Source organism: Deltaproteobacteria bacterium, from assembly GCA_016874775.1.
Lineage (GTDB): Bacteria > Desulfobacterota > Binatia > Bin18 > Bin18 > VGTJ01.
The window spans coordinates 11,895-28,741 of record VGTJ01000070.1 but is presented as its reverse complement, the minus strand read 5'-3'; the positions used below and the strand labels follow the sequence as shown (position 1 = coordinate 28,741).

General features: G+C 53.5%; 14 protein-coding genes. 10 read left to right on the top strand and 4 right to left on the bottom strand.

Features of this window, described 5'->3' with window-relative positions:
• Positions 1-502: 502 nt before the first annotated feature.
• Both FJ147_13440 and FJ147_13435 read right to left on the bottom strand, forming a co-directional pair.
• On the bottom strand, positions 503-1,261 hold the full coding sequence (locus FJ147_13440; GenBank protein ID MBM4256886.1) for a PEP-CTERM sorting domain-containing protein: 759 nt from the start codon (positions 1,259-1,261) through the stop codon (positions 503-505).
• Between the two features lie 635 nt (positions 1,262-1,896).
• Entirely contained in the window at positions 1,897-2,199 is a 303-nt protein-coding gene (locus FJ147_13435; GenBank protein ID MBM4256885.1) for a hypothetical protein, read from the bottom strand.
• Positions 2,200-2,371: 172 nt separating this feature from the next.
• On the opposite strand from FJ147_13435, the gene FJ147_13430 reads away from it, so the two are divergent.
• From FJ147_13430 to FJ147_13400, 7 genes are all read left to right on the top strand, one after another.
• The gene (locus tag FJ147_13430) at positions 2,372-3,811 is read left to right on the top strand and encodes an amidohydrolase (protein ID MBM4256884.1); all 1,440 of its coding nucleotides are present in this window, start codon (positions 2,372-2,374) and stop codon (positions 3,809-3,811) included.
• Positions 3,808-5,094 (top strand): hypothetical protein, encoded by a 1,287-nt coding sequence (locus tag FJ147_13425; GenBank protein ID MBM4256883.1) that lies wholly within the window; start codon positions 3,808-3,810, stop codon positions 5,092-5,094. The genes FJ147_13430 and FJ147_13425 overlap by 4 nt, the downstream gene beginning before the upstream one ends.
• A gap of 9 nt (positions 5,095-5,103) precedes the next feature.
• Positions 5,104-5,559 carry a nitroreductase family deazaflavin-dependent oxidoreductase gene (locus tag FJ147_13420; protein ID MBM4256882.1) on the top strand — a complete coding sequence of 152 codons (456 nt, stop codon included), beginning with the start codon at positions 5,104-5,106 and terminating at the stop codon, positions 5,557-5,559.
• A 115-nt stretch (positions 5,560-5,674) separates the two neighbouring features.
• Positions 5,675-6,310 (top strand): alpha/beta fold hydrolase, encoded by a 636-nt coding sequence (locus tag FJ147_13415; GenBank protein MBM4256881.1) that lies wholly within the window; start codon positions 5,675-5,677, stop codon positions 6,308-6,310.
• 83 nt (positions 6,311-6,393) lie between these two features.
• Positions 6,394-7,440, top strand: a complete 1,047-nt coding sequence (gene dusB / locus FJ147_13410; protein MBM4256880.1) for a tRNA dihydrouridine synthase DusB — start codon at positions 6,394-6,396, stop codon at positions 7,438-7,440.
• A gap of 40 nt (positions 7,441-7,480) precedes the next feature.
• The gene (locus tag FJ147_13405; protein ID MBM4256879.1) at positions 7,481-9,739 is read left to right on the top strand and encodes a hypothetical protein; all 2,259 of its coding nucleotides are present in this window, start codon (positions 7,481-7,483) and stop codon (positions 9,737-9,739) included.
• The gene (locus FJ147_13400) at positions 9,736-10,677 is read left to right on the top strand and encodes an alpha-L-glutamate ligase-like protein (protein MBM4256878.1); all 942 of its coding nucleotides are present in this window, start codon (positions 9,736-9,738) and stop codon (positions 10,675-10,677) included. Before FJ147_13405 ends, FJ147_13400 begins: the two co-directional genes overlap by 4 nt.
• A gap of 56 nt (positions 10,678-10,733) precedes the next feature.
• On the opposite strand, the gene FJ147_13395 is transcribed toward FJ147_13400, so the two are convergent.
• On the bottom strand, positions 10,734-12,899 hold the full coding sequence (locus FJ147_13395) for a hypothetical protein (protein MBM4256877.1): 2,166 nt from the start codon (positions 12,897-12,899) through the stop codon (positions 10,734-10,736).
• Between the two features lie 371 nt (positions 12,900-13,270).
• Positions 13,271-14,452: a hypothetical protein gene (locus FJ147_13390; GenBank protein MBM4256876.1), complete on the bottom strand. Its 1,182-nt coding sequence runs from the start codon at positions 14,450-14,452 to the stop codon at positions 13,271-13,273.
• Positions 14,453-14,757: 305 nt separating this feature from the next.
• Here FJ147_13390 and nadA point away from each other — a divergent pair, with 305 nt between their 5' ends.
• Genes nadA through FJ147_13375 form a run of 3 tightly spaced genes read left to right on the top strand, consistent with a single transcriptional unit; the run spans position 14,758 to position 16,823 of the window.
• Positions 14,758-15,765: a quinolinate synthase NadA gene (nadA, locus tag FJ147_13385; GenBank protein MBM4256875.1), complete on the top strand. Its 1,008-nt coding sequence runs from the start codon at positions 14,758-14,760 to the stop codon at positions 15,763-15,765.
• Positions 15,766-15,781: 16 nt separating this feature from the next.
• The gene (locus FJ147_13380) at positions 15,782-16,459 is read left to right on the top strand and encodes an NUDIX hydrolase (GenBank protein MBM4256874.1); all 678 of its coding nucleotides are present in this window, start codon (positions 15,782-15,784) and stop codon (positions 16,457-16,459) included.
• A complete protein-coding gene (locus FJ147_13375; protein ID MBM4256873.1) occupies positions 16,443-16,823 on the top strand; it encodes a hypothetical protein in 381 nt (126 codons plus the stop codon). The genes FJ147_13380 and FJ147_13375 overlap by 17 nt, the downstream gene beginning before the upstream one ends.
• Positions 16,824-16,847 lie beyond the last annotated feature (24 nt).

Here is a 16,847-nt window from a genome sequence, read left to right as displayed (position 1 = left end):
GTGCCCGGTACTCCCACCATCGGTAGCATGGCGTATCCATCCTCTTCCTCTATATCTGCGCGCCTCTTGACCGCAGTCCACGCTCGCTTACCACCCTACCCTTCCAAGTCGTGTGTGGCACAGTAGGTAAGAGTGAGTCAACCGACATGCGTGAACCGGAATATAGGCCCTCCTACTTGAGATAGAGATGGCCGAAGCACGAGCCACCCTTCGACACGCTCAGGGTGTATGGGTTTACGTCGCGCTAAATCGGAACTCGGAACACTCGTACACTTTCTGCTTTGGGCTTTGTGGATCTGTCATTCTGAGCATCGCGAGGAATCTCCCAGAGAGACCCTTCGCTGCGCTCAGGGTGACAACGTTGCTGTGCCAATCTTCTGCGGTTTGATGTAGCGTCCTCGTTACGCTGCGACGTTCCCGACATGTCTTTCTTGTTGGGCGATCGTTTCACTTGCAGTGATTTTTTGCTCAGCCCCTTCTTGAGCTGCGACGTCTCCCTTCTTTAGTGCATTTCTCGCCGTTTGTGTCGACGCAGCGCGACAAGCCCAACGACGCCAGTAGCGAATAAGACAAGGGACCCGGGTTCAGGAACGATGTTGATAGGTGGGTCGACGACAATGATCCTGTTCTCAAAGTCGAGGTTGAAATCCCCATGACCGCCAGGAGTTAATTGTAAAGGAGATTGGCCTTGAGGCGCGCGACTGGCAGTGACTTGAAACCAGCCAGAGCCGCCGAAGTTAAGATTTTTTCCGTTAGCACCATAGCCCATCTGGAATGCGGGTCCCACGCGTACCAGATCGATTTCAAATCCTGCATAGTTTCCTAGTCCTGTGAGTGTTCCGGTAAAGACAGTGTAGTAGACCCACTCGTTGACTTTGACCGGCCCTCCCTTCTCACTGTACGCTCTGCGCGTGAGTTCTCGTTTTGGGCTATCTGGTGGTGCGTATCCTGGGTCACCAGGCTGTACGAGCCCAGAGAATTGAATGTTCAATGCGAAACCCTCTTGTGGATCGGATTGACTCCACACCGACCCGGTTAACGTTGCTCCGGGTCCGTTGGTAGTAAATGTCCCAGGTGTCGTAAACACATAGTCGCTACCAATTCCCGGAAGCCACAGCGCCGTGCCGCCACTGTATTTGCCATAGACTGGATCTGTATAGGATTCCGTTACGGAGAACGTTGATGCTTGTGTCGGAGAAGCACCCCCACCAACCAACATCGCTGTCAGGGCTGTCAGTACGGCGATCCCTCGAAGCTGCATTGTTGCCTCCTTGGCTGTTGAGCGTGTTGCTCAAGAAGGGCAATGAGTATGCCCAATGCAGCTAACAGAAGGAGGCACGCGTGTCAGGAGTGGGAAGTTTCGTATCGTTACATGACCCGGGAAGACTGCAAACCAATGAATGAGCTCATGTTGTCCTTGTGGATGCCTCGCATAACACAACGAGCATGAAAACCTAGTGTATAAAGAAAATTGTAACTTTATGTTATCGTTACGCTCAGGTTGCAGTGCAGCCAGAGCAGCGGCATTGTGCGTATGGATCCACGAGGTCACAAAAAGAATAGATACCTCTGCTGGACCCATAGGAGAGATGATGGAGTCACCTGTAAGACCAAAGGCCGAAGTGGCCCCTGTGTCAGAAGTGTCATGTCATGACAGTCAGTTATGACAATCCGGATAGGGGGAACATAGTAGGACCCACTCTCGACAAGCGGTTTATGGTGCATCCAAAAAAGATGAGAGTGTTACCATTGCGACTTCCTCAATGACGCTCACCACCCTGCAAACTGCTCTGCAGCCTTAAACAAAGGGAACTCGTGTGATCGGATGAAGAAAAAAATTGACCAAACGCTGATTGATGGTGCGCGCGAAGTGTTCAAATAGCGAGCTCGTTCTGTTTACTCCAAAGCATGCTGGTAGCGAGAACAATCGATGCTGGGCATGATCGCCTTGCCGCGCAGACATTCTCTATAGGCATCAAGGAGCGCATTGCGATCCTGTGGCAATGGTGTTCCGTTATCAGTTGCCGGTTTGGAGACGGCGCGGACGACACCTCCAGCAACAGAGAGCGCTGCCTTTGCTGCAAGGCCATACATACAACCAGACTCGGCAAGACAACTCAGAACAATCGCCACTCTAAGGAAGCCGAGTATTCGTAACGAGCCAAACATGCGGCGGAACAGGGAAATTATTGCTGTCATACAAAGCGCTAGTATAGGCAGAAGATCCCAGTATAACGCACTTGCTACGGTCTTCCTGGATGCCGAATGTTCTCTAGTAGGTAGTCAACGTTGCGATTGTTGACTATAACGAGACAGGCAGAGGTCGCGGTGTGAAGTCGCCAGTCGTAAGTCTACAAGAAGGAGGTCAGCCATGCCGATTCAGCGGTTTGCGCCAATGACGAAAGACTTTCCCACTTTTGATTGTGATGCTCATGTTACTGAGCCCGCATGGATCTGGGAGCGGGCAAAAGAGTGGCTGACAAAGGATGAACTCGAAGCGCTCAAAAACACGATGTGGTATGACGCTGAGACGAGACAACTGATCGTCAATGGCCACGCGGGGACCGGCATTGGTGCGCAGCGCATGGGCGGAACGCCTGGGGTGGTCAACATTCTCACGTTGGCAGGGCCAGGGATGAAACATAATATTCAGCGGGCCTTCAATGCCCGCAATCTCAATCCCAAGACTGCCCTCACCAAAGAGCAAGCTGCCTATATCGATCATAAAGGTTCCTATGAGCCGACTGCACGTCTGCGTGATATGGACGTGCAAGGTATCGACCAAGTCATGATCATACCCACTGACATCGATACTTATCCGTGGTTGCAAAATGCCGTTGGTGCCAAAGCGGTGTGTAAAGCCTACAACGAATGGGCGTACGAGTACTGCCAAGCAGCTCCGAATCGCATTTTCTTTGCCGCGATGCTGCCGATGCAGGATCCGACGTTTGCTATTCAAGAATTATACCGTGTAGCCGCGAAAGGCTGTCGCGTCGCCTTGGTACGTCCGATCGACGCGATGGGGAACTATCCCATTCAACCGAAATATGAGCCCTTGTGGAAAGCAATGGAAGAAACCGGAGTCGTCTACGGTATGCACCCATTTCCGGCGATGGGGACACTCAAGCCGCCGGGCTACACTGAGCAGTATTCTGGTGCTGAGCTTATAGGGAAGACGATTTACAGTTCAGGGTTGCCCCATTTCTTTCTGACTAACGTGCAGAATTTCCAAGCTGAAGCGGCACTGTGGGTGACAATGGTATTGATGTCAGGCTTCTTCGATCGGTACCCAGAACTCAGAGCTGCCGTGTTTGAAGCGTCCTCCACGTGGTTGAGCTTTTTGTTGGATGAATGCGACAAGATGTATAAGTTGTATCGCAATGAGCGGCAGTTGCCGCGCCTGAAACGACTTCCAAGCGAGACGTTTTTCGAGCACTGCGTCACCGGCTTTGAAGGGGACGAAGCACCACCGTCGCGATTGCCTGAGTTCTACCAGGACATACTGGCCTGGTCCTCGGATGTCTATCATCACGATGGTGACGATGCCTGGCGGGCAATCGAAACCATGCGTACGTGTGAGTTGCCGGAGTCTTATCAAGCCAAATTCCTCGGTGAAAATGCCCGTAAGCTGTACCGCATTGACGCACCGAAGACCTTCATTCGCGACCGTGTCACTGAGATTGAGCGACCTGACTGGTGGCCGACAGACGAAGAAGTGCAACGCTCTCTCGATCCAGAAGCCGCGATTGTCCGTCGCTACGGTGAAGGGGCGCGCGTCAACGGTCACGCACGGGAAGGAGCACGGACATGAGTGCGACCAAACGCTTTGCAGTGTTCGATGCCGACTCACACGTTGTTGAGTCAAAGGCGATTTGGCAACAATATCTGGAACCAGAATATCGTACACTTGGCAAACACGCACTGTGGCGCGAGGAAGGGGAGTATAACTCGTATCTCAAGGTCAACGGCAAAATGTTCCGCGATACCGTGAACCGCAACATCCCGCGTCATGCGATCTGGAAACCAGGGATGACATGGGAGCAAGTTGGGGACCTCGATCCGAATACACGTCATGCAGCAAATGCTGGAGCCTCGGATCCGCACACACGCCTCAAAGATATGAACGCGATGGGAGTGGATCAATCGTTTCTTTATCCCACTTGGTTTGCTGAAGGATTCCACCTTGTTGAAGATCCCGACGTGGCGTACGCATTAGCGCGGGCGTACAACAACTGGATCGCTGATTTCTGCAAAGTTGCACCAGACCGCCTCTTTGCCGCGGCGATGATTCCTTTGCAGAACATGGACTACACGGTTGCCGAGTTACGACGCATTGCCCAGATCTCATGTTTTCGGGGCGCGTTTATTCGCCCGATGTTCATCGAAGGACATTATTTCACTCATCCGTACTACGATCCGTTGTGGGCTGAGTTAGAGCGATTGGGTATGCCGCTAGCGGTACATCCAGCCCTGGGATTATGGAACCCGGAGTGGACATCGCATGGACAATTTTGCGAAAAAGTGAAGAATCGATTGCATCAGCAGACGTTTTTGCGAGAAGCCGGTGGTGGCCCATTTGCTGGTGGTGGTAACGGATCCAACATCGCCTTCTTTGCTTCGCAACCGTTGGGGCATCCAATTTCTCCCATTTTGTCTCCGTGGTTAGATAACCACATGTTTGTGGCGTCAACGCTGATTGGGTATACCGTGATGCAACGCTACCCGCAGATGAAGGTCGTGGTTGCCCACGGCAAGGCCTCATGGATGGAAGAGGTCTTGGAAAAAATGGAGGCGTCGACCCGTGTCGTGCCCTTGCTTCATTACTATCCGATGCGGACAGATGTTGAAGAGATGTGGGAGGAAGGCCATGTCCTGTTAGGTTTTGATGCGGAAGAGCGACTGATTCAGAAATTGCCGCAGCAGTTCGCGGAGAAGGTTGTTTGGGGGTCGCGGTATCCGCATCATGACACTACGAGTGCGTGGGATGCGATTGCGCAACTGAGCAACGCCCAGGTTGATGAACCGACGATTGCCCGTATGCTCGGTGGCAATGCGGCTGCGCAGTTTGGCGTTAAACTGGTGCAAGCTATTTAAGGAGAAACTATGAGTGAAGCCAAAACCCCTGCGAGTTTACCGAAATGGATTGATGATCATCTGCGTCGTTATGTCGAAACCGATGGTAAGGATGGCCATATGTGGGACTCGGCACCGGTTGGTGGACCGGGCCCAATACCGACGTTACTGTTAACTACGTATGGTCGCCGCTCGGGAAAACCGATTGTTATGCCACTCATCTATGGTGAGGCTAATGGTACGTTCGTGATTGTTGCGTCAAAAGGTGGAGCAGCGCAGCATCCGGGTTGGTACCTCAATCTTGCGGCCAAACCTGCTGTTGAGGTACAAGTCTTAGCCGATCGTTTTCGTGCGAAGGCCCGTACCGCGACAGGTGCAGAACGGGCCCGTTTGTGGGAGAAGATGGCAGCCATCTATCCACCGTACAACGATTATCAAAAGAAAACTGAACGTGAGATTCCGGTAGTGGTGTTGGAGCGAATATAACGTATAACAGCCATAAGGAGGGCTACGCGTGGCAATATTCACTCGGGGAGATGCCAAAATCTACTATGAAGAGCATGGAAAAGGATTTCCGCTGTTGCTCATTGCCCCAGGTGGCATGCGCTCGGCGGTGTCGTTCTGGGATAAGGTCGCGTGGAATCCGATTCCTGATCTCGCGGAACACTATCGCGTGATCGCTATGGATCAACGGAACGCTGGTAACTCGACTGCACCGATTCGGGCGACCGACAGTTGGCCGGTGTATACACAAGATCAAGTGGCACTCATGGATCATCTGGGGATCGATCGCTTTCATGTTGCAGGGATGTGTATCGGTGGATCCTACAGTATGGGCCTCATCCAAGCGGCGCCGAAGCGGGTTGCCTCTGCTGTGTTGTTTCAGCCGATTGGTATGTTCAATAACCGGCAAGCGTTCTTCGATATGTTTGACGGCTGGGCCAAAGAAATGAAACCGCTCCATCCAGAGGCGAATGACAGTACCTTCGAGTCTTTCAAGACGGCAATGTACGGTGGTGACTTCCTCTTCAATGTGTCGCGCGATTTCGTTGCTCGCTGCGAGACTCCACTGCTGGTGTTGTTAGGTAATGATCAATATCATCCAGCAGAAACCTCGCGTGATATCGTTGCTCTGGCCAAGAAGGCTACCCTCATCGAGAAATGGAAAGAAGCGGAACACCAACCTGCGGCAAAAAGGGCGATTCTCCAGTTCCTTGCTGAACATACGCCGCGGTAAGGCATCGTGAACAACATCTGTGGACTTCATCGTCGGGGCGCAGCATGCTACGCCCCGACAGTTTTTCGTAACCATTGACCCCTATGCGTACGAGTATTTCGATTGGTCCCCTTCCGCTCTCTTCTAACTTTCTGTTAGCCCCGCTTGCTGGCTATACCACCCTCCCGTTTCGTTTGTGTATGCGCGAGGTCGGAGGGTTTGCTCTTGCCACCACTGAGCTTGTTCATGCGCGTTCTCTTTTGGAACAACATAATAAAGCTAAAGTGCTTGCCCAAACCTGCCCGGAAGATACACCGCTCGCAGTCCAACTGTTCGGGGCGGTCGCTGAAGAACTGCGCGATGCTGCGCAATTGGTTGTGGAGTCTGGCGCGGCAGTCGTCGATATCAACATGGGCTGTCCGGTTGAGAAGGTGGTCTGCCGTGGCGCTGGCGCAGCCATGCTACGTGATCCCGTGCAAACGGGAAAGTTTGTCCGAACGATTACGCAGGCCGTAAAGATTCCTGTGACGGTGAAGACACGACTCGGGTGGGAAGAAGGGCAGTTAGACGCGGTTCAGCTTGCACCAATTCTCGCAGATGCTGGTATCGCCGCGCTCACCATTCATGGCCGCACCCGCGAAAGTGCGTTTAGTGGATCGGTCAATCTGGCTGGTATCCGAGCGGTGGTTCAAGCTGTGCCGTCATTACCAGTTTTCGGGAATGGCGATATCCGTGACGCACAATCGGCAGCATTGATGTTGGCTGAGACAGGCTGTGCGGGGGTAGCCATCGGACGAGGCGCACTCACGAATCCGTGGATATTTCGTGAAATCAGTTCGGTATTTGCAGGTTTCTCACTCCCCTCGCCACCGACATTGCTGGACCGTGTCGCTTTCATGACGCGCCATTTTCTCTGGGCGGTGAAGCTTCGCGGTGAACATCTGGCGTGCTTACAGTTTCGCAAGATGATTGATTGGTATGCTCGGGCCTTTGGTCCTTGTAAACGACTACGGTTAGGGTTGAAGGAACTGAGCAGTGTCGATCAATATCATGATGTCGTTGGACAGTTTCTCGAAGAGCGTGGGCTCGGACTTCGTCCGTTGGTTGAAGCAACGGATATGCTTCGTTCCAGCGCGGAAAATCTTTCTTGATCTCATTGGGTCTCAGGCTTAGGATGGGCGGCAATTGCCCATGCAACCATTCGCTATCATTTTTCACTTATTGTGCTTCGTTGCGGTAGGTTTTCTGCCGGCGCACAGCCGAGCGCAAGATGAGGAGCCGGTGTTCAGTGGTGACGAAACTGTAACGCCGGCTCCTGCAGAGCAGCAACACCCAGACCACCCTGCAACAGCGTACTGGAAGATCTCGGCGACAGTAGATGTGCAGTCTGCGCAGCCGGGAACGCACGTGCAAATGCTCTTGCCGTTATCCGATGCGCGGCAAAGCGTGCTTGAGCGTCGGACCGGCGCTGAAGGTGTCAGTTATCGCGAAGAAGCCGACGGGTTGAACCTTTGGGGGCACTGGTCCGTCACTCATGCAGGCGCAGCTCCACGGCAACTGTTCTATGAGTACACCGTACAAATTGTCGATACGGTCATTCCTGTTCCGACCGTGCCGTTCCCACAGCCCAGGGGCGATCAAGCCTTGCAAACCTACCTGAGTCCGTCGGCCCTGATTCAAAGCGATGGCGAGCCAGTACGAACACAAGCGCAACACCTTGCCGCAGCGCTGCAGCGGGTGGATCAGGCCATATGGGCTATCTATCAACACGTCGCTGCTTTCTCTGTTCCTGGTGAGGCAGGACAGAAGAATGACGCACTGTCTGTGATCCAATCGCAACGAGGAAGTCGCTTAGGTAAAACCCGTGCTCTTGTTGCATTACTACGGGCTGTGGGTGTTCCGGCACGCATTGTGGGTGGGATTCGCTTAGGAGACATGGCACAGAAACGATCCACTATTGCGTGGGCGGAGGTGTGGGTTGGCAGTATCTGGGTACCAATAGATCCGAGCGCTGGCTACTTTGCTTGGTTACCGAATACGTATCTGGCTCTATATCGCAACGATTTGCCGCTCCTCATGCATACACGCAAGGTGCCGGTGGAGTATACGTTCTTCATCCGGCCAGTCTCGCGCAATGCGGTGCTCGCAACTCACGCTGGCGAGCGCCAGCCTCTCAATGCGCGCCACGGGGGGCGACACGAAAGCGACCGGTTACGGGCGGTGACAACCTATGTTGATCGCCCGCGCGCCAATATTGTCCTGTTGAATGACGGCCCGCTTCCTCAAGGGGTGGTTGAACACATATTGGCTGAAGCTCAGGCTGCGCGAGTCAATGCCGCATTGCTGAGTGTCGACTTTGAGTCGAGCTTCTCGCGAGAACATGCCCTGCAGTCGCTCGTGAATGACAATTTAAGTGTGATCCGGGAAGCGAACCTGTTGTTGGTGAATACGGCTGATACCGCGGGAATCTACGCATTGCTGAAACAAGGGGAGCAAGGAGTGCGACTCGATGATCTGCGCGTGGTCATTGTCAGCCGAGTTCCACGACCCGTCACCGCCACATTTGCTGCCGTATTAGAGTTGTTGCTTAAACCTCGCGAGATCATCGTACTGACACAGCCGCTTGACGTCTTCTCTCTGTGGCGTTTTGGTGCGACGAGTGTGACCTCGGAAAATCCGATCGAGGCGCAGCTACAGAAAGACGGGTTCGTTGCCACTGTTGTTAATGCACAGACCGTAGCGCACTGGAGTTGGTGGCGTCGACAAGTGGTTCACCTCTGGGCGTTGGCAGTCCAGGCCCATGTGCCACTTCCTGCCTTGAGCCTCATCTTGGTGCTGCCGTTGATTGCGTTCTTCCTTGTGATCCTCCGAAACGTGATTGGGCTAGAAACCTTTGGCACGTTTTCGCCCATGCTTCTCGCGCTCGCATTCCTCACGACTGGTTTGATTTGGGGAATGGTGGTTTTCGCTATCATCGTCGGACTGGGCACTGGCCTCCGCCTTGCCCTGCAAGGGCTACGACTCCACCTCGTTTCACGCGTGGCTATCCTGATTGCCGTTGTTGCCGTGAGTATGGTGGGGCTGACGGTCCTTGGCGCAACCTTTGGCATTGGCGCCTTGTTGCATGTGAGTATTTTCCCGATGGTGATTATGGCGAATATCATCGAGAACTTTACCAACACGCAGCTTGAACGGGGGACACGCGAGGCGTTTCGTCTGACTTTTCACACGCTGTTAGTTGCGACGGTGTCCTACGTAGGGATTGAAAGCACCGGCTTAAAGCCATTCGTCCTTGCGTTTCCTGAGGTGCTGATGCTCATCATCGGGGTTGAGGTCTTGCTCGGTCGCTGGCGTGGTTTACGACTGCTTGAGTACTGGCGGTTTGCCAAGCTGATGGGGCAAGCTGAGGTTCCACCTGCGGTGGAAACACGGAAGGTGTCAACCGGATGAGTGCAACCGTGTGGCGCTTGTCTAACGAGCTATTGGGGCTCAATCGGCGGAACCACGACCTCATTGCCCGCTACAATCCACGAGCGCTGTTTCAAGTTGTTGATCATAAAGTCAAAACCAAAGCGGCACTGTCAGCTCTTGGTCTGCCAGTTACCGATACACTCGCCGTCTATCAGTCATATCGTGAGATTCCTGACTTCATGCTGCAGTCGCGCACGTGGCCAGCTTTCGTGATTAAACCAGCGCAGGGAGCAGGTGGGGAGGGGATTCTCAGCATAGTCGAACAGCAGCTCGCAGAATTCCTTACTGCTGATGGTAAGCGACTTTCTGTTCACGACATTGAGAGCCATCTCTCGGATATTCTCAGTGGTATTTACTCATTGAATCAACGCTATGACAGCGCTTTGATCGAGTCACGCATTACGCCTCACGTGTTGTTAGAACGATTGAGTTTCCATGGACTTCCGGACATTCGCGTGATTGTATTCTGTGGCGTACCACTTATGGCGATGCTGAGAGTCGCGACTCGTCGTTCGCGAGGACGTGCCAATCTCCATGCCGGAGGGATTGGCATCGGCATCGATCTTGTGACTGGGCAGACAACGTATGCGCTCCTCGCTCAGACGTGGATTACGGTACACCCAGACTCGACAGTACCCTTGTGTGGGGTGCAACTACCATATTGGGACGACATTCTCACTGTAGCTGCGCGGTGTGCCGATGCGGTAGCGCTCGGGTATCTTGGGGTTGATATTACCGTTGACGAGAAAGGTCAGCCGCTAGTGCTAGAGCTGAATGCTCGACCAGGGCTCGCTATTCAACTTGCCAATCGCCGAGGCTTGCGGCCTCTCATTGACGAGATAGAACGGCGAAATCCTCGTACCCTTGTCGTGCAGGAACGGATTCAGCTCGGACAATCGCTCTTTCTCCAGCAGTGACACCCTCCTGCCCGGACCTGTCTCTCGTTGTGCAAGCTGAGGATGCAGACGACGTGTTATCGTTTTTCCGCTTCGGCCAAGAGCGACGCGATAAGACGATAATCGTTGCGTTTGACTAACTCGCGCTTGTCGTTTTCGATACGGTCAACGCGTATAGGTGTCGCTGGCCGCTCCCTGCGGGGGTGTTTGCTTGAAGCGACGGATGTCTGCCGCGCTGCGTACATAGAGGCCGTCCGTCCCTCGTGGTCCTTGACCTTCGGGTTTGCTCCACGGTTGAGTAAGGCTTCGACGGTGCGTCGATGTCCTTTTGCCGCAGCGCACATCAGGGCTGTCCAGCCCATATGACTCTTGGCATTGATAGCCGCTCCGTTGTCAAGAAGAAGCTGGACAACCGCAGGCGATCCGTTATCGGCTGCGTGAATGAGCGCGTTCTCTCCCTCTTGGTTAGTGACATTGGCGTCTGCGCCTGCGGCGAGGAGCATGCGTACCAGACCAGCCTGCTTATCTCGTGCTGCGGCCATAAGCGCCGTCCAGCCTCGCGCATCGGTTGCATCCATCGGCGCACGAGCGACCAGGAGAAGTTTAAGTGTTTGTTGATTATTGGTGGTAACGGCATGAAATAATGCTTCACGGCTCGGTGTGAGGCCGAGCCGTTTCAGTTCTGCTTGAGCCTTTTCCGTCGTACCGGTAGACAGCGATAAACGTGCTTGCGAGGACTGCTCCGGCGCGTTGTTCCGCTGCTGAGATTTTGTCCCCGGAGGTGCAGGATGAGGAAGAGACGATGCGTGAGGGGCAGAGACTGGTAACTTCTGGGGGTGCGCAGTCGTCGTCACACTTGTTGCTGGTGTCGCCTTTTCAGACTGCGAGATCGGAGGGCGAGCCGGTGCGCTCACGGCTATGGGAGGAACGTGGGGTTGCTGGTCTCTTACCGCAGAGCGTTCGCTCGGGGATGCCACTGGTATTTTTGTCGCCGTATCTTCCGCGGTCGTTGGGGCTACCACAGGTTGCTTGTGTGGGACGAGAGTACTGTGCGGTGTCTGCTCGTGTCGAGTCTCTGTCGCTGACACAGGCAGTGGTTCATGGACAGACGGTGTGAGGTGCGTCCGACTTTCCTTGCGTTGCTGTTCTAACTGGTTCTTGAGGGAAACGGTTATTGGTAACACAGGGCCTGCTGGAGGTGATGAAAGAGAGGAGAGTGCTGCGGGCTGCGAAGCTGAAGAAAACAAAGAAGCAAAAGGAATCTCGAAACTTTGCGAACCCGAAGAGAGCCAGGCAAAGAAAAGGCCGACCCCTGTCCAGGCAAGATTATAGAGCCACCCTCGCGTGTCTCCGTTGACTTTCTTTGTTGGTCCGACCACCGAGGCTTCGTGTAGTACGATGTCTTGCGTGTCTTCTGAGGGGGTAAGGGCGATGACCGTATCAAGTTGGAGATTCTGAGCCACCTCTTCCACTATGTCGGGCGTAACGAGACGCTTGTCTGTCATATAAGCCGTCAGCAAGGCGTTATCACAAATAACATTGATTAAGCGAGGAACGCCTTGTGAATATTCAGCGATACGATGAATAGCGGCACGAGAAAAAAGCTCGCGGCGATGACATCCAGCAACAACAAGGCGATGGCGAATGAACGCGTGTACCTCTTCATGCGATAATGGATGAAGGTGACAGTGAACCGTCACGTATTGTTGGATGTGGCGTAAATCTGGATGCGCTAATTTGGTTGCTAGCGTAGAGTGTCCACAGAGGACAACTTGGAGCAGTCTCCCGTGAGGGCCCTTGAGATGGAGGAGCAAGCGGAGACGGTCCAGTGTTTCTTTGTGTAAGTTCTGCGCTTCATCGATACCGACCACTGCACCCATCCCTTGATCGGCTCTGCTGCGTAAGTGTTCTTGAATAGTCAGCACTTTAGTAAAGGGGTCGTCGCTGGTGGGAGTGAGTGAAAAGTAGCTACACAGATACGTGAGGATGTCATCGAAGGTGACGGCAGAAAATGGGAGCGAAATTACCCAGGCTTGTGTCGCCAACACGCTGGCGAGTCGGCGTAAGAGCATTGTCTTACCGGTCCCAGATTCTCCCGTTACCAGGACCAGCCCTTTATGTTCGCGTAGGGCAGTGACGATGTCCGCTTCTGCCTTCTGCAGAGTTGGAGTTGAGTAGAAAAAGTGGAGATCGCTGGCAAGTGGAAAGGGCAGCTCGCGAAGACCAAAGAAGGTTGTGTACATATCGTACGTTCCTACGAACGAGTCCAGACGAAAATCCGTCAGCAGATAAAACGAATTCGGACGTACCAGTCAGCAAAATTTCACAATGATTTTCTGGTGCGTGCCAAGAGTTGCTCACCCCGAGCCGCGCTCCTGTTTCACGCGAAATGCACCATAAATCACTGAGTTAACGCGTTGTCTCCCCTTCTCATAATCACAGGATGAGCTGGCGAAGGCAAGTCCCATTCTTTTGAGAATTCCGGGACGTGTCTCTCCTGATGATCGTGTTTTTGTGTCTCTCTGGGGTGGAATTGTACGGGAGGTTTGCAGAATTACGAAATGCAGCTGTCGGAGCTGTAGGAAGAGGGAGGTGGCCTTGGTGGAGAGGGTGATTAGGGAGCTTTTTGCGGCTTTTTTCGTACCAGTCGCGGCTCACGACTGGGGTCGTTGGCTGAGGGAGGCGGTTCGTGTGTTGGAGGCTGAGCGAAGAGGCTGGGCGGGAGAAACACCGCTAAAACTTGGGTTCCTTTCTGAACTATAGGTTGCAGCGCTGTAGTGACTCGCGCCGCGGGAATGTGTTTGGTTACAACAAGGCCTGCCCATAGGAACATCGCGCAGACGCCGACGGTCACGAGTGTTCGGGCAGAGCGAATGATGTGGTGCCGGATGAGGTGGAGGTGTGACTTGTGGAGCGCACTGTTGGTCAGTGGTTCTGTCTCGTCAGGAAGGGGTGGCACGAGAGCGACAGCAGGTGGAGGAAGGGCAAGCGGGGCAGATATTTTCGCTGCCTGCTTGTCGATAATCTCTGGCGTGACAATTTTTTGCCCTTGGACGTATGCGACCATCAAGGAGCTCTCACAGAGAGTGATTATTGAGGAAGGAATGGCGTGCGAATGATAACTGATGCGTGCGATCGCTTCGGTCGTGAACAAATATTGGCGCAGCCCGCGCGGAGAGCGATACCGCTGGTGGATAAACGTCCGTACTTCCTCTATCTGGAGCGGCGCAAGCCGTGCACGTATGGCAACTTGTTTGTGGAGGTGCCGGAGTTCTGGGGTCGCGAGTTTTGCGTCGAGTTCTGGGCGTCCAATGAGAATGACTTGTAAGGGCGATCCGCCTGTGTGGTTGACGTGGAGTAACAGAGACAACTGCTCAAGGACCACGACGTCAAGCGCATGGGCATCATCGATCACGAGGACCGAAGTCCCACCACGATAAGTCCACATGTGGAGCCGGTCGATAATGACCTCTAACTTATGCAACGGAGCGCTCTCACGTTGTGCCAGTGGGAGAAGATCGTTGAATGTAGCAAGAACTTCCGTGAACGTAGTTGGCGAAGGGGCACGTGGGTAAAAGCGTATTTGTTCTTCCTGGGTTTTGCTCATCAGACGGATAAGCTTACTCTTGCCTGTCCCAGCCTCTCCAACAAGAAGAATCAATCCCTTTCGCGTACGCAAGGCACTACTGACCGTGCGATAGGCCTGATCGTAGACGGCATTCGTATAGAAAAAGTCGGGAGGACCCAGAACCTGGTCCTCTGGTGAAGCGTACTGACTGGGGGCAAGTTGCGCCATCGCTCTCTTTCCGCTTCCTCTCTGCTTAACACTCCCCAGTGACGCGAGGCTCTCGGGAGTCCCTCATTGCACACGAAGTTCCGTCACGCCGCATTCACTCTCTGAGTGTGTATAAAATGATGTAGTCGCTCTTATACGAACAACTGTCCCCACCGCGTACTTACAAATATCCCTCTTTGCAGAGATTGTCTATCTTTGTAGAGAGAAATAGCTCCAGAGGAAAGAGGGGCCTATTCTCCCTTGACAAGCGATCGGGTGATAACTACTATGCGTCATTGTTACGCAAAGTACAACGAGGAGAACCTATGGACACTGTGTACGGTGGAGAAAAAAGCTCGCAGGAACTCTATGCACATCTTGCCCGGCTCGATAGTGGCTACACTGTTGACGCGTGTGCCTCCTATGTCGACCTGATTCGCGCGATTCGTGCTCTGAAAGCCGAGCGTAATGCGGTCGTCCTGGCTCACAATTACCAACGACCTGAAATTTTCGAAGTTGCTGATTTCATTGGTGATTCTCTCGAATTGGCGCGTGAAGCTAAGAAAGTGCGGTCCGAGATCCTCGTCTTTTGTGGGGTACATTTTATGGCGGAGACCGCAAAAGTCGTTAACCCTGAGCGGACGGTTCTCCTGCCTGATTTTCGTGCTGGATGTTCGCTATCGGACAGCATTTCTGCCGAAGCCTTAGCAGAGCGAAAACAGGAACTGCGCAAAGTGTATCCAGATCTACAAGTGGTGTGTTACGTGAACACCACCGCGGAGGTGAAAGCAGAGTCAGATGTCTGTTGTACCTCGGCGAATGCGGTACAAATCGTCGAGAAGCTCGATAGCCACAATATCCTCTTTGTGCCTGACGAGAACTTAGCGCGCTATGTCCAAAGCGAGACCAAGAAGAACATCATTGCCTGGGAAGGGAACTGTTACGTCCATCATCAGATTACTCCAGAACAAATTCGTACGGTTCGTCGTAATCTTCCGCACCTGAAAGTGCTGGTGCACCCTGAATGCCGAGAGGATGTGATCAAGCTTGCTGATGCCGCCCTCTCAACCAGTGCGATGATGCGATACGCAAAGCAGAGCCCGGCACAAGAGTTTCTTATTGTCACTGAGTGTGGCCTTTCGGACCGGTTACTGTTGGAAGTGCCGGAGAAAAAATTCTATAAAAGCTGCAAACTGTGCGCGTATATGAAGATGATTACGCTTGACAGTGTCCACGATGCGCTGCTTCATCGACGTTATGAAATTACGTTGTCTGAGTCCGTGCGTGCTGGTGCCGAGCGTTCACTCAATCGTATGTTAGAGCTGAGCGCGTAATAGTGAAGGATCGCTTGTGAACGAGAACGGCCAGTGCTCGGAACTGACATTCCCGCGGGTGGCGGTAGACACCGTCCTTTTTACTATCCGTGAAAAAACGCTGAAAGCGCTGTTGGTGAAGATTAAACATGGCCCGTTCGTTGGCTACTGGGCGTTTCCTGGTGGATTGGTGCACGGAGGTGAAGGCCTCGACGAAGCCGCGCGACGAGAGCTGTGTGAGAAAACGGGTGTCGCTGACCTGTATCTTGAGCAACTCTATACCTTTGGTGAAGCGCAACGTGACCCGCTCAGCCATACCGTATCGGTTGCCTACTTTGCCTTGGTGCCCCCAGGCATTACGGATTTGAAACAAGGGGAAAAATACGCTGATGTCGGCTGGTTCCCGGTGCATTCGTTGCCGACGTTAGCGTACGATCATAACGCGATTGCTGATTATGCACGCCGACGACTGCAAGCAAAATTAGGCTACACCAACATCGTCTACAGTCTCCTGCCGGACGAGTTTACCCTTGCTGACCTGCAAGCATTGTATGAAGTGATTCTTCACCAGCAATTAGATCGTCGGAATTTTCGCCGGAAGATTTTAGCTTTAGGACTGCTCAAACCACTGCCGAAGACGCGCCGTGGGGCGCACCGCCCGGCAACGCTGTATTCCTTTCTGCAACGTTCACCAATGAATGTCGAAGTGCTGTAGTTGGGGAAGGAGCGGGGTGTATGCTATATGTGGCGAGACAAGAAAGGACTGTACTTCTATGTGGAAAATGCTCACCCTAGGGGTCATCTGTAGCCTGTGGGTCACTGCGGTTCTGTACGCAGAGCCAAGCAAGAAAGCTGCCCCGGCTAAAAAATCGCCCTCAACAGCTGGGACTGTTCAGTCGCCAGCGTTACCGACGCCGTTACCTGCAACACAATTCCAAGGGCGTGCACGGGCTGCATATGAAGCAGCCGCGGAGATTCCCCAGGTGCTGGCCGAGGTCAAGTGTTATTGTGGGTGTGACAAATCACAAAGCCATCGGAACTTGTTAGACTGCTTTGTTGATACGCATGGCTCGACGTGAGGGCACTGTGTAGACGAGGCGCTG